The sequence below is a fragment of the Catenuloplanes nepalensis genome (assembly GCF_030811575.1).
In the GTDB taxonomy this organism is placed as follows: domain Bacteria; phylum Actinomycetota; class Actinomycetes; order Mycobacteriales; family Micromonosporaceae; genus Catenuloplanes; species Catenuloplanes nepalensis.
In genome coordinates, this window is sequence record NZ_JAUSRA010000001.1 from 8,085,272 (window position 1) to 8,098,109 (window position 12,838).

Annotated in this window: 10 protein-coding genes and 1 pseudogene; 8 read left to right on the forward strand and 3 right to left on the reverse strand. The window is 71.4% G+C overall.

The features are described 5' to 3' along the window. Positions 1–72 precede the first annotated feature (72 nt). Positions 73–1,527 (forward strand): annotated as a pseudogene (locus J2S43_RS35000) (glycosyltransferase family 87 protein); the annotation flags it as partial. 499 nt (positions 1,528–2,026) lie between these two features. Continuing rightward, a complete protein-coding gene (locus tag J2S43_RS35005; RefSeq protein ID WP_306836481.1) occupies positions 2,027–2,278 on the forward strand; it encodes a sulfurtransferase TusA family protein in 252 nt (83 codons plus the stop codon). Positions 2,279–2,337: 59 nt separating this feature from the next. On the opposite strand, the gene J2S43_RS35010 is transcribed toward J2S43_RS35005, so the two are convergent. Next, positions 2,338–4,404 carry a hypothetical protein gene (locus tag J2S43_RS35010; RefSeq protein WP_306836482.1) on the reverse strand — a complete coding sequence of 689 codons (2,067 nt, stop codon included), beginning with the start codon at positions 4,402–4,404 and terminating at the stop codon, positions 2,338–2,340. A 47-nt stretch (positions 4,405–4,451) separates the two neighbouring features. Beyond that, positions 4,452–5,228 carry a deoxyribonuclease IV gene (locus J2S43_RS35015; RefSeq protein ID WP_306836485.1) on the reverse strand — a complete coding sequence of 259 codons (777 nt, stop codon included), beginning with the start codon at positions 5,226–5,228 and terminating at the stop codon, positions 4,452–4,454. A gap of 197 nt (positions 5,229–5,425) precedes the next feature. Here J2S43_RS35015 and J2S43_RS35020 point away from each other — a divergent pair, with 197 nt between their 5' ends. The 5 genes from J2S43_RS35020 to rplI all read left to right on the forward strand — a co-directional run bounded on the left by J2S43_RS35020 (position 5,426) and on the right by rplI (position 8,250). After that, positions 5,426–6,265: a hypothetical protein gene (locus J2S43_RS35020; protein WP_306836487.1), complete on the forward strand. Its 840-nt coding sequence runs from the start codon at positions 5,426–5,428 to the stop codon at positions 6,263–6,265. Positions 6,266–6,545: 280 nt separating this feature from the next. Continuing rightward, entirely contained in the window at positions 6,546–6,836 is a 291-nt protein-coding gene (gene rpsF, locus J2S43_RS35025; RefSeq protein WP_306836489.1) for a 30S ribosomal protein S6, read from the forward strand. A 92-nt stretch (positions 6,837–6,928) separates the two neighbouring features. After that, positions 6,929–7,525, forward strand: coding sequence for a single-stranded DNA-binding protein (locus tag J2S43_RS35030; protein WP_306836491.1), 597 nt, complete (start codon positions 6,929–6,931; stop codon positions 7,523–7,525). An 18-nt stretch (positions 7,526–7,543) separates the two neighbouring features. Continuing rightward, positions 7,544–7,783, forward strand: coding sequence for a 30S ribosomal protein S18 (gene rpsR / locus J2S43_RS35035; RefSeq protein ID WP_033345375.1), 240 nt, complete (start codon positions 7,544–7,546; stop codon positions 7,781–7,783). A 14-nt stretch (positions 7,784–7,797) separates the two neighbouring features. Next, positions 7,798–8,250: a 50S ribosomal protein L9 gene (gene rplI, locus J2S43_RS35040; protein ID WP_306836493.1), complete on the forward strand. Its 453-nt coding sequence runs from the start codon at positions 7,798–7,800 to the stop codon at positions 8,248–8,250. Positions 8,251–8,923: 673 nt separating this feature from the next. On the opposite strand, the gene J2S43_RS35045 is transcribed toward rplI, so the two are convergent. Continuing rightward, complete coding sequence (locus J2S43_RS35045; RefSeq protein ID WP_306836495.1) at positions 8,924–10,939, reverse strand: hypothetical protein; 2,016 nt, start codon at positions 10,937–10,939, stop codon at positions 8,924–8,926. Positions 10,940–11,356: 417 nt separating this feature from the next. On the opposite strand from J2S43_RS35045, the gene dnaB reads away from it, so the two are divergent. Next, positions 11,357–12,817, forward strand: coding sequence for a replicative DNA helicase (gene dnaB, locus J2S43_RS35050; RefSeq protein ID WP_306836498.1), 1,461 nt, complete (start codon positions 11,357–11,359; stop codon positions 12,815–12,817). Positions 12,818–12,838 lie beyond the last annotated feature (21 nt).

Below are 12,838 nucleotides of genomic sequence, written 5' to 3' on the forward strand. Positions count from 1 at the left end.
CTTTTTCGTCGATGCGGTGTTCTTTCGACGGCCGTGTCCGGTTGCCCAGGGTCATGCGGCAAGATGCCTCGTATGAACGTCGAGCAGCAGCCGCGGGCCGGCGCGGGCGCCGAGGAAGTCCGCGACAACCCCGGCCGGTCGGAGCCGTTCGTCCGTGGCCTCTCCGAGGCGATCGGCGGGCCGCTCGGCGACCACGCCGCGCCCGGCAGGGGCGGGACGACACCGTTCTGGACCGCAACCCGGATCGTGCTGGCCCTGGTCTGTCTCACGCTCGCGCTGCACTGGGTGCAGAAGTCGCCCTGCCGCGACGGCGCCTGGGACAACCACGTGCAGTACACCCGGTTCTGCTACACCGACGTGCTCGCGCTCTACTACGCCGAGGGCCTCAACGAGGGCAAGGTTCCCTACCGCGACCACCCGGTGGAGTACCCGGTCGTCACCGGCTACTTCATGGGCGTGCTCGGGCTGCCGGTCCACGCGTACGGTGAGGCCAACCCGGGGGTCAATCAGGGCACGCTCTTCTACGACGTGAACGCGCTGGTGCTCTGCGCGCTCGCGGTCGCCACCACGGCGATCATCCTGGCGCTGCGCCGCCGGCGCCCGTGGGACGCGGCGCTGTTCGCGCTCGCGCCGGCGCTGTTCGTCACCGCCACCGTGAACTGGGACTTCCTCGTGATCGGCCTGGCCGCGGCCGGGCTCTACGCCTGGGCCAGGAGCAAACCGGTGCTGGCCGGTGTGCTGCTCGGACTCGGCGCGGCGGCCAAGCTCTGGCCGCTGTTCATCTTCGGGCCGCTGCTCATTCTCGGGCTGCGCGCCGGGAAACTCCGGCCGGTGCTCGTCGCGTTCGGCACCGGCGCGGCCACCTGGGTCGCGGTCAACGCGCCGGTGTTCCTGCTCTGGCGTGAGTCGTGGAACCGGTTCTTCGAGCTCAACACGGAGCGCGCGGTCGACTGGGGCACGTTCTGGTACATCGGGCGTTACCTGGACGGCAAGCTCGCCCTGCTGCTCCCCGGGGACCAGGGCATCTTCCAGTGGTTCAGCGACAACGTGGACCCGGCGCTGAACTGGACCAGCTACGCGCTCTTCGGCCTCGCCTGCCTCGGCGTCGCCTACCTGATCATGACGGCGCCGCGCCGGCCGCGCCTGGCTCAGGTGCTCTTCCTGGTGGTGGCCGCGTTCCTGATCTTCAACAAGGTCTGGTCGCAGCAGTTCGTCCTCTGGCTGCTGCCGCTCGCGGTGCTGGCCCGCCCGCGCTGGGGCGCGTTCCTCGCCTGGCAGGCGGCCGAGGTGCTCTACTTCGTCGCGTTCTACGGCGAGCTGCTCGGCGCGTCCGGCAAGCAGGTCTTCCCCGAGGGCGTGTTCGTGCTCGCGTCCACGCTGCGGCTGGTGACGGTGGCGGCGCTCTGCTGGTTCGTGATCCGGGAGATCCGCCACCCGGCGGAGGACGCGGTCCGCAGCATCTACGACGACGACCCGGACGGCGGCGTTCTCGACGGCGCGCCGGACGCGCCGTGGGTGATCAGCCGCTTCGGCCGGGGACGGCCCGCCCCGCTGCCGGTCCCGGCGCTCGTGGGGGCCGGCGCGGCCGGTGTCCCCCAGGGCTCCCCCGCCACCGGCACCCAGGGCTACCCCACCACCGGCCCGCAGGACCGCATCGCCGGTGCGCCGGCCGGCTATCCGGCCGACGACCGCCTGAACGACCTGGATGACGGCGCCGCGGCCTCGGCTCACGGCTCCGGTCCGTCGACTGGCTCCGCGACCGGCGAAGCCGTGACCGGACCGGCGACCCGCAGCGCGGAAAGCGAAGCCGGCAGCGGCAGCCCTGCCGCAGCCACCACGAACGGCAGCCCGGCCACGAACGACAGCCCGGCCACGAACGACGCTCCGGCTGCGGGCGACGGTCCGGCCTCGGACGACAGCCCGGTCGCGGGCGACGGGCCGGTCGCGGGCGACGGGCCGGTCGCGGGCGACGGGCCGGTCGCGGGCGACGGGCCGGTCGCGGGGCGGGGTGGCCGGTCGGCGGGCGATGACGACGGCCGGTGACGGCGTGCCGGTGGACGGGCCGGCCGAGGTCCTCGACTGCCTCGGCCAGCGGTGCCCGCTCCCGGTGATCGCGCTGGCCAAGCGGCTCCCCGCGCTGCCGGTCGGCGCGGTGGTCCGGGTGCTGGCCGATGACCCGGCCGCCGCGAACGACATCCCGGCCTGGTGCCGGATGAAGTCCCAGGAATATCTCGGCTCGCCGGAACCCTCGGCCTTCGACGTGCGCCGCGTGAACTGAACGAGCAACGGCCCGGTCCCGCACATCGCGGAACCGGGCCGTTGCTCGTTCGTCAGCGGTCAGAGGCGGAAGACCACCGCGTTCTCGATGTCCTCGCGCGTGATGCCGAGGTAGTCGACCGGCAGGTCGATGCGGGTCTCCAGGTCCGTGCCGCCGATCCGGTCGCGCAGCACCACCACGGTCTTCACCCCGACGCCGCGCAGGTAGTCCACGCTGGGCTGGTCCGGGAACGTCGCCGAGGACTGGCGGATCTGCTCGGTGAGCTGCGGCGTGAAGCCGGACCCGCCGTTCGTCACCTGCTGGAACCGGGTCGTCGACCACAGCATCACGTGCTGGTCCCAGCCGCCCTCGCTGGGCAGCACCAGCATCGGCCCGTCCACCGTGCGCATCGCCAGCGGCTGCTGCGGCACGAGCGGGTGCGGCGTGGCGTTCGTCCCCTCCAGGAGGATCGCCACCAGCGGCAGCAGCGTGACGACGCGCAGCAGCAGCCCGGGCCGGGCCGGCACCTGGTCGCGGGAGAAGTCGACGGCCCGTCGCGAGTACGCCGCGACCGCACCGGCCGCGAGCAGCGCCAGGAAGATCGTGGTCCACAGCACCAGCCGGCCCGGCGTGCGGATGCCCTGCCAACCCGGCAGGTACTCGAAGAGCGGCACGTAGGTGAACGTGCCGCCGAAGAACTCGGTGCCCATCGCCAGCGCGCCGGTGACCAGCACGCCGGCCAGCATCAGCAGTCGCTGCCGAACCGTCCAGATCGAGAAGAACAGGCCGGCCGTGGCGAGCCCGATCAGCGCGAACCCGGGCAGCAGCGTCATCTCCGGCGCCCACGGCAGCGCCTCCCGCGCCTGGGCGTGCAGCGTGCCCCAGACCGCGGACTCGCCGGACGCGGTGAAGAAGCTCTGCAGCGGCGGCGAGTAGAGCTGGATCTCCTCGATGCTGCGTTTCGCGTACGGGTACAGCTCGGAGACCCGGAAGTACGGGATCGCGAGCAGCGCACCGACCGCGCCGAAGATCAGGCCACCGCCGGCGTCCGCCGCGAGCAGCCGCCAGCCGAACGGCTTCGGCTCGGTCCACACCCAGAACCGCTTCACCAGGTACGTCACGAGCGAGACCAGCACGATCAGCAGCAGCGCGTACGCGAAGGGGAGCCCGATGCCGAAGCCGAGGCTGAGCTGCCAGGCCGCGACCAGCCACCCGGCCAGGGCCCAGCCGGCATGACGCCGCTCCGGCCGGTAGCCGTGGCGTAGCGAGTAACCGTGACCGCGGGCGAGCATGGCCAGCGCCAGCATGATGCCGCCGCTGGACATGACGTGCAGGTGACCGGCCTGGGCCAGCCGCCACGGCGCGAGCGCGAGCGCCGCACCGGCGACCGCGCCCGCGATCCGGCCGGTGCCGAGCTGCCGGGCCAGCGCGTAGCCGCCGACGAAGACCATCGCGTACGCCAGCACGAAGATGATGTTGTAACGCAGCACCGCGGCGACCGGGCCCTCGCCGATCATGCCGGCCGGCGCGTAACCGATCAGGGCGTCGGAGAACGCGAAGCTCAACTCGTTCGGATAGAACGTGTTGGACTCCCACAGCTGCGCCGGGTCGGTCAGCAGGATGTGCCCGGACCAGGCCATCTGCCAGGCCTGCAGCGTCGGGTCCCAGATGTCCTGCGGGATCGTGTGCAGCGGGTACCTCAGCGTGGGCCAGGTCATCACCACGGCGAAGAGCAGGCCGCCGAGGATCGCGAACGTCCACTCGTGGGTCAGCCCGCGCCGGACCGCGGCCACGACCCGCCCCACCGGGCTGAGCTGCACGGGCGGCGGCGGGCCGAACGACTCGAAGGGATCGCGGTTCGGGTCCTTGGCGACGGTCATCTCGCCGGGCCGGCCGGCGGCGGGCTTCGACGGCGTGGCCGGCGCGGTGGTCTCGCTCGGGGCCGCGGAGCGCAGCGCCGTCGTCGCGCTCCTGGCCCCGGTCTCGGCTCCGGCCGAGGTCCTCTCCGCTGCCGGTGGATCACCGGTCTCGGCCGCGGGCGCGGTGATCGCCGTGCCGGGTGCCTGATCAGGCACCGAAGCCGGACCCGCCTTCGCCTTCGCGCCGCCCTGCCCATCGCCGGTGAGCTGCGGTTTTTCCGTACTCATCGCTCGACTGCCCCTTGTGGTCTCGTATGCACGCCGGTGGAGACGTCTCAGCCGCCGATTTGGTTCCGCAGGAACGTGATGTCGGCGCTCTGCCCCTCGACGCCACCGGGAGTCTCCACGATCACCGGTGCGTCCGCCGCCCGGATCACGCCCACCAGCAACGCCGGGTCGATCATGCCGTGCCCGATGTTGTCGTGCCGGTCGCGCCGCGAGTCGAACTCGTCCCGCGAGTCGTTGCAGTGCACCAGGTCGATCCGCCCGGTGATCGCCTTGACCCGGTCGACCGCGTCGATCAGCGCCTCGCCGCCGGCGTGCGCGTGGCAGGTGTCCAGGCAGAACCCGGCGCCGAGCGGCCCGACCGCGTCCCACAGCCGGGCGATCGCGTCGAACGTGCGGGCGCACGCGTTCTCCCCGCCGGCCGTGTTCTCGATCAGGACGGGCAGCGGGAAGCCGCCCTCCTTCGCCGCGTAGTCGAACGTCTTGCGCCAGTTGTCGAAGCCGGTCGCGATGTCGTCACCGTCGCCGACGTGACCGCCGTGCACGATCAGCCCGGCCGCGCCGATCTCGGCGGCCGCGCGGGCATGTGCGAGCAGCAGCTTGCGGCTCGGGATGCGCACCCGGTTGTTCGTGGTGGCGACATTGATCCGGTACGGCGCATGCACGAAGAGCTGCACACCGGAGCCGCGCAGCGCGTCCGCGTCGGCGCGGGGCGCGGGCGTGTCGAACTTCTGCGGGTCGGTGAGGAAGAACTGCACGGCGTCGGCACCGCGGGCGGCGGCGGCGGCCAGCGGGTCGGCCGGATCGACGTGGGCTCCGATTCGCATGACGGGCAGCCTACGTCTCCGCCCCGGCGGAAATCGCCCCCGCCTGCCCGATCCGTCACGTTGTCGCTGCCGGGCGTACCCGTTGACCGGCGGCACCGTCACCGAGCGCGGCCGCGTCTCGTTGGGCGAATGAAATCGACCGGGGGTGTTTTACACCACTTTGTCGTTCGCCGTCACACCAGTCTGGGAGTCTGCCGATGCGGAGCCGGATCGCGCGCACGTCGCTGGCCGCGCTGGTGGTGGCGCTGCCGCTACTCACCGGCGCCGCGTCGGCCACTGAGGAGAGCGGCGCGGAGGTCGTCTTCAGCGGCGGGGGGCTGATCGGCCTGGCCTGCGGCGCGAAGCCGAGCGTGGGTGCGGTCTCGCTGCCCGCGGAGTCCACGCTGCGGGTGGTCAACCAGACCGGCTACCGGGCCAAGCTGATCCTGGACGGCGTCACGCAGGGCGAGATCGGCAAGGGGGACGCGGCCAAGGTCCTCTTTCACCGCGGCCCGGTCTCGGTCGCGCTGAAGCCGAACTGCGTGCTCACCGAGGAGTCCGCGTCCGTGCGCGTCTCGGTGCGCCCGCCGGCCCGGGTGGCGCCGCCCGCGGCACCACCGGCCGCGCCGGAGGAGCCGGCCCCGGCCGTGGCGGCGGCGCCACCGGCCGCTCCGGAGCCGCGCTCGCCGGACGTCGCGACCCGTCGGCCCACGCCGGGCGACACGCGGCCCACGCCGGCCGCGGCGGTCTCGTCGCCGGTCCCGGACCTTCCCGCGGGTACGACCGGGAGCGCCCGCGCGCCCGGCGCCACGCCGTCGGCCGTCCCGTCGCCGTCCGCGTTCGCGTCCGCGCTCCCGGACCCGCTCGCCGCGCCGCTGGGTGAAGAGCCCGGCACGTCCGCGGAGGGTGTCGCCGCGGAGCCGGTCGCCGCGGTGGTGCCGGTCGAGGACACCGGCCCGGTCGGCCTGCTGGCACTAATTGCGACAATTTGCGTTATTGGCGTGTCAGCTGGGGCAATTCGGGCTATTATCGCTCAGCGGGTCGCCCGAGCAGCGTGACGGCGGGCCCGCGTCCGAGGCCCCGCGGGGCGCCGGTCCAACCTCGTCGGTGTGGTCGTTCCTCCCCAGGTCCCACCCCAGGAAAGCGGACCCGCGCCCCGCGGTTCTCGTCGTACCGGCCTCGGTGGATCTCCATCGGGGTCCGCGGATCCGTACCGCGGGAGTCCCGCTAGACTTGTCAGGTTGCCCGCGGCCGGTAATCCCATCGCGCCCGCGGCAACGACGCAGACCTCCTGTCACGGATGGACCGTGACCGCTAGCCCATAGGAGGTGAGTTGTCTTGCGTCACTACGAAATCATGGTGATCCTCGATGCCAGTCTCGAGGAGCGCACCGTCGCACCGTCGCTCGACACGTACCTGAACGTGATCCGGACCGCGGGTGGCTCGGTGGAGAAGCTCGACGTCTGGGGCCGCCGGCGCCTGTCGTACGAGATCGAGAAGAAGACCGAAGGCATCTACGCCGTCATCGACCTGCAGGCGACGACCGAGGCCGTGGCCGAGCTGGACCGCCAGCTGCGGCTCAACGAGTCCGTGCTGCGCACCAAGGTCATCCGGCCGGAAGTTCGCTGATCTTCCGGCTCCACCCGAAACGTCGCCGGGGTTCTTGTCACACCCGTGTGGCAATCTGACTCACCAAATCACCCCGGTGGTAGGAGAAGGTCATGGCAGGAGAGACAGTCATCACCGTCGTTGGCAATCTGACCAATGACCCAGAGTTGCGCTTCACCGCCTCGGGTGCGGCAGTCGCCAGGTTCACGGTCGCGTCGACCCCTCGGACTCTCGATCGGCAGTCCGGGGAGTGGAAGGACGGCGAGCCACTCTTCCTCCAGTGCAGCGTGTGGCGGCAGGCGGCGGAGAACATCGCCGAGTCGCTGACGCGCGGTTCTCGTGTGATCGTCCAGGGGCGCCTGCGCCAGCGGTCGTATGAGACGCGTGAGGGAGAGAAGCGCACCGTCTTCGAGATGGAGGTCGACGAGGTCGGCCCCTCGCTCCGCTACGCGACCGCGAAGGTCCAGAAGATGTCCCGTTCCGGTGGCGGCGGCGGCGGTGGTGGCGGCTTCGGCGCCTCCAACGGCGGCGGCAACTCCGGTGGCGGCGGCGGCTTCGGCGGAGGAAACTCCGGCAGCGGCGGCGGCAACTTCGGCGGAGGAAACAACTCCGGCGGTGGCGGCGACTACTCCGACCCGTGGGCGACCGCGAGTCCGGCCTCTTCCGGTTCGGGTGGCGGCGGCAACTTCGACGACGAGCCCCCGTTCTAACAGGTTACGGAGCAAGCAATGGCTAAGGCTGCGGCACTGCGCAAGCCGAAGAAGAAGGTGAACCCGCTCGACAAGGAGGGGATCACCTACATCGACTACAAGGACACCGCGCTCCTGCGCAAGTTCATCTCCGACCGCGGCAAGATTCGTGCCCGCCGCGTCACCGGGGTGACCTCGCAGCAGCAGCGTCAGATCGCCAAGGCGGTCAAGAACGCCCGCGAGATGGCACTCCTGCCGTACACGACGACGGCCCGCTGAGAGGGGGGACGGACATGAAGATCATCCTTACGCAGGAGGTGTCCGGCCTCGGCGCTCCGGGCGACATCGTGGAGGTCAAGGACGGCTACGGCCGTAACTACCTCCTGCCGCAGGGCTTCGCGATCACCTGGACCAAGGGCGCCGAGAAGCAGGTCACGGTCATCCGCCGGGCCCGCCAGGCGCGCGAGATCCGTGGTCTCGAGCACGCGAACGAGGTCAAGACCGCGATCGAGGGCCTGAAGACCGTGAGCCTGGGCGCGCGTTCCGGCGCCGGCGGCCGCCTCTTCGGCTCGGTTACGCCGGCCGACGTCGTCAGCGCCATCCGCTCCGCGGGCGGCCCGTCGATCGACCGCCGTCGCCTCGAGCTGCCGGCCCACATCAAGTCGGTCGGCGCGTACTCGGTGGGCGTCAAGCTGCACCCCGAGGTCACGGCCAAGTTCACGCTGAACGTGACGCCGGCCAAGTAAGGCCGCTCCACGCAGGAGCCCCGGGACGCACCGTCGTCCCGGGGCTTTTGTCTTTCCGGGCTTTTGTGCTCCCGGGCTTTTGTGCTCCCGGGGTGCCGAGCAAACCATGAAGGCCATTTTCCCGCTTCCGGCGTGGTCACGTTCCGAGTGCTCCCGCGGGCACCGGTCAAGGCCACTCAGCCTGGTTTGATCTTGGAGTAGGTCCGGCACGGCCGCACTCCCCCGGCCAGCAGGAATACTGTCAGTTCGATGCCGGTTCGGTGGCCCGCTTCACTGTCGGTGTGCGAATCGCGCACGACCTCCGGGTGTCGAAACACCGCCGGCGGCGGGTAGAGCCGTACACCTCCGATGCGCCCGGGCGCCTGGTGTCCGAAATTTCCTTATAAAGCCGCCCAGCGCCTGCCGGCGACGCCAGCAGTTCTTTGACGACCCTGGGCCTGCCGCCTGAGTGATCAATCAGTGGAGCAAAAGAGCGATCAACTTCGGTTTTTGATCTATCTTTTGCTCCACTGATTGATCACTCAGGTCGCGGCGGTGGCACCTCGGTGGCCGGTGACAAGGCGTTACGGCGGACAGGCCCCGCCGCCGGACAATGTCTTGCCCAAATTTCAAGATGAGGCCATCGCTCGGTCGTGGGCAGGAACAGGATCCGGAGGTGCCGGCCGGTGGCCTCTCAGCCGATCGGCTGGCCGCTGATCGCGGAGACCAGCACGGTTGCCAGGCCGCCGCCCATGACGGCCGCGGCCAGGCCCACGCTCGCGGTCTTCCAGGTGCCGCTGACCAGCCGCAGCAGGTATGCGATGACGATGCTCACGGCCAGCGAGATGCCGAACTGCGGCGCGGCGCCGAGCAGCGTCGCGCCGGCCCGGGCCCGCTCCGCCTCGCCCTGGGTGAGCGTGAAGACCGTGAAGAGCAGGACCGGCACCGAGTACCAGAAGACCGTGAAGCCGATCGCCGCGAGCGGGCCGCCCGGCGGCGCCTCCTCCAGCTCGTCCAGTTCCTCGACCGCGAGCTGGCGGCGCATCGCCGCGGACATCTCCCGGCGCGGCGTGCGCTGCTCCGGGGCCGCGTCCGGGTAGGACGGGCGGGCGAGCCCGTCCGGGTACGTCCCGGTGTTCGCCTGACCGGCGGCCCAGTCCCGCTCCGCGGCCGACGTGTCGTCCTGCCACGAGCGCACCGGACGCGACGCCCGGTAGACGCCCGCGGACGGCGCGGCACCGGTCGCGGGCGCGCCGGTCCACATCACGCCCTCCGGCGTGCGCTGCCAGCTGCTGGTGTCCGTCTCGGTCCGGCGCGGATAGCGGGAGACCTCGCCGGTCTCCCCCGCGTAGCGCGGGCGCGGTGCGTCCGGCTCCGCCCGGGTGAAGCCGTAGCCGCCGGCCCGGGTGCCGGTGTCCTCGGTCGCGGACCGGTCCCGGCGGGCGCGCGGGCCGTCGTCCATCTGGGCGCCGCGCCGCCACGTACCGGTGTCCGAGACCGCCTGCGGGCCCCGCCAGTCGCCGTCATTCGCGTTCTCCGGGCGCCGGCGCCACGTACCCGTGTCCGTGGTACCCGGGGCACCGGCCGTCCACTGGGACGACGTCTGTGCCCGGTCCGGCCGTTCCTGCACCGCCTCCGGGGGCAGCTGCGGCGCGTTGCCGGAGCGCGGCACCGGCGAGCCGGCGTCCGCGCGCATGCCGCGGGTCCGCGCCGGCCCCATCGTCGGGTCGCCCCAGTCCGGCCAGTCACTCCGCTGGTAGTGCCGCGGCTTCTCCGCGGCCTGCTCCGCGCCACGGGCCGGCCGTTCGGCCTGCTCCGGCGCGGGCTCGGGCTGCTCCCAGCCGGACGCTGCCCGTGCCGGGCCAGGTTCCGGCTGCTCGCCGGCGCGCTCGGCCCGGCGGCGCTCGGAACGGGTCGGCCGCGGCGCGTCCCACGTTCCGGTGTCCTCGCGGACGGCCCGGCCACCCCACGTCCCCGCGTCATCGGCCGGCGCGGGCCGCTGTGCGGGCACGTCCGAGGCCCGCCGCTCGATCGCGTCGGTCGTGTTCCAGCTGCCGGTCTCCGAGACCCAGGTGCGCGTCTCCGTCACCCGACGCCACGAACCGGCGCCCGAGCGCCGGTTCCAGGTGTCCTCCTCCGCGTCGCGGCCCCATGAGCCGCCGTCCTCGTCCGGTGGTGGCCGGCGCCGCGGTGCGGGCTCCGCCTCGATCGGGTCGGTGCGCGAGCCGTACCGCCCGCCGGGCTGGTAGGCGCGGTATCCGGTGTCCTCGTCCGGCTCGGCGCGCGAGCCACGCCGCCAGCTGGCCGTGTCGCTGACGTTGCGCCAGCTGCCGGTGTCGTACCGCCGGTCGGCCCAGCTCGGCCGCTCCGGGGCCGCGTCCTCGTAGCTGACGCTCTCGCTGGTCCGCCCGTAGGCGGCGGCGCCGTCCGGCTCCTGGCGCCAGCCCTCCGTCTCGCGGCTGGCCTGCCAGCGATTGCGCGCGCGGCTGGAACGGACCGGCGGGATGTCGCCGACTCCGGTGTCACCGGCGCGCCGGTAGTAGTCCGTGGTGGCCGGATCGGGGTAGCTCGTGAACCGCTCGACCTGCGACTCCTCCGCCGCCCGCGGCCGGGGCAGCTCGTCGCCGTAATCGTCGTCTTCCGACCAGGAGTCAGCGCGGCGGCGCTGTCGCGGCGCCCGCCCGCTGAGATCCCGATCGTCGTAGTCCACCAAAGGAGCGTGACCGTTCCGAGACCAGATCGCAATACGTGTTCCGGGGGCATCAACTTGCGGCGATGAGCCTACCTTCGCCCGAATCTACGCCGAGATCCGGACAAGGTTTCCTTCCTCCACACCTTGGGGACAAAGTTTTCCCAGCTCAGAGCGGTTTGTGTGACGTGATCCACTTAGTTGTGCACAGGTTATCCACAGGGCTGCACACAGCGAAGGGCCTGATGTCCACAGGTAATACCCAGGCTCGTCCACCGACCCGTTTGGGGCTTGGGCCTCGGTGTTCGTAGTGTGATCGCTCTACCCGTGGGTGCGTCTGCCGATCTGCTCGTGTGGCCGGTCGGGTTGCCGGCCGATCAGGTTGTCGACCGGCCGCCCGATGCGGGATAGTACGTATGTTCGACTGAGGGGGGCTCGATGTCGATTACCGACGACGTGCGGCCCGGCCCGTTTTCCCCCGACGACTCCGGGGACGACCGCCCGCGCCGCCAGAAGGACCGCAAGTTCGACGGCCCGCCGCGCGACGGCGAGGGCGGTGGTGGTGGAGGCGGCCTCGATCGCACCCCGCCCCAGGACATGGCCGCGGAGCAGTGCGTGCTCGGCGGCATGCTGCTCTCCAAGGACGCGGTCGCCGACGTCGTGGAGATCCTCAAGCACGGCGACTTCTACCGCCCGATCCACGCGACGATCTTCGACGCCATCACCGACCTGTACGGTCGAGGCGAGCCCGCCGACGCCATCACGGTCGCCGCGCTGCTCAACGACGCCGGCGACCTCGCCCGCATCGGCGGCGCGCCCTACCTGCACACGCTGATCGCCAGCGTCCCCACCGCCGCCAACTCGTCCTACTACGCCCGGATCGTGGCCGAGCGCGCGGTCCTGCGCCGCCTGGTCGAGGCCGGCACCCGCATCGTCCAGCTCGGCTACGGCGCCGCCGCCGGCACCGGCCGCGACGTCGACGACATCGTCGACCTGGCCCAGCAGGCCGTCTACGAGATCACCGAGAAACGCGTCAACGAGGACTTCGCCAGCCTCGGCGAGATGCTCCAGCCCACCCTCGACGAGATCGAGGCGATCGGCGCCCAGGCCGGCATGATGACCGGCGTCCCCACCGGCTTCGCCGACCTCGACCGCCTCCTCAACGGCCTCCACGCCGGGCAATTGATTATCGTTGCCGGAAGACCTGGGTTAGGAAAATCGACCGCTAGCATGGATTTCGCCAGAAATGCGGCGATTCGGGCGAATCAGGCGAGCGCGATCTTCTCGCTCGAGATGAGCAAGATTGAGATTGTCATGCGTCTGCTGTCGGCGGAGGCACGGGTGCCGCTGCACGTGTTGCGCTCCGGGCAGCTTTCCGACGACGACTGGACGAAGCTGGCACGGTGCATGGGGGAGATCAGCGAGGCGCCGCTGTTCGTCGACGACACGCCGAGCATGAACCTGATGGAGATCCGGGCCAAGGCGCGGCGGCTCAAGCAGCGGCACGACCTCAAGCTGATCGTGGTCGACTATCTGCAGCTGATGTCGTCGCCCGGCCGCACCGAGAGCCGCCAGCAGGAGGTCGCCGAGCTGTCCCGTGGCCTCAAGCTGCTGGCCAAGGAAGTCGAGGCGCCGGTGATCGCGGTGTCCCAGCTGAACCGTGGCCCCGAGCAGCGCACCGACAAGCGCCCGCAATTGTCCGATTTGCGTGAAAGTGGCTCAATTGAGCAAGATGCTGACGTGGTGATTCTGCTGCACCGGGATGACTACTACGACAAGGAGTCGCCGCGCGCGGGGGAGGCGGACTTCATCGTGGCGAAGCACCGTAACGGGCCGACGGACACGGTCACGGTGGCGGCGCAGCTGCACCTGTCGCGGTTCGTGGACATGGCGATGTAGGGCCGCCTACCGCAGCAAGAC

Excerpts from the sequence above, each read along its gene's own strand:
- rpsR (WP_033345375.1), top strand. The coding sequence starts at position 7,544 with ATGGCTAAGGCTGCGGCACTGCGCAAGCCGAAGAAGAAGGTGAACCCG.
- J2S43_RS35005 (WP_306836481.1), top strand. The coding sequence starts at position 2,027 with ATGACGACGGCCGGTGACGGCGTGCCGGTGGACGGGCCGGCCGAGGTC.
- J2S43_RS35015 (WP_306836485.1), bottom strand. The coding sequence starts at position 5,228 with ATGCGAATCGGAGCCCACGTCGATCCGGCCGACCCGCTGGCCGCCGCC.
- J2S43_RS35010 (WP_306836482.1), bottom strand. The coding sequence starts at position 4,404 with ATGAGTACGGAAAAACCGCAGCTCACCGGCGATGGGCAGGGCGGCGCG.
- rplI (WP_306836493.1), top strand. The coding sequence starts at position 7,798 with ATGAAGATCATCCTTACGCAGGAGGTGTCCGGCCTCGGCGCTCCGGGC.
- J2S43_RS35030 (WP_306836491.1), top strand. The coding sequence starts at position 6,929 with ATGGCAGGAGAGACAGTCATCACCGTCGTTGGCAATCTGACCAATGAC.
- dnaB (WP_306836498.1), top strand. The coding sequence starts at position 11,357 with ATGTCGATTACCGACGACGTGCGGCCCGGCCCGTTTTCCCCCGACGAC.
- J2S43_RS35020 (WP_306836487.1), top strand. The coding sequence starts at position 5,426 with ATGCGGAGCCGGATCGCGCGCACGTCGCTGGCCGCGCTGGTGGTGGCG.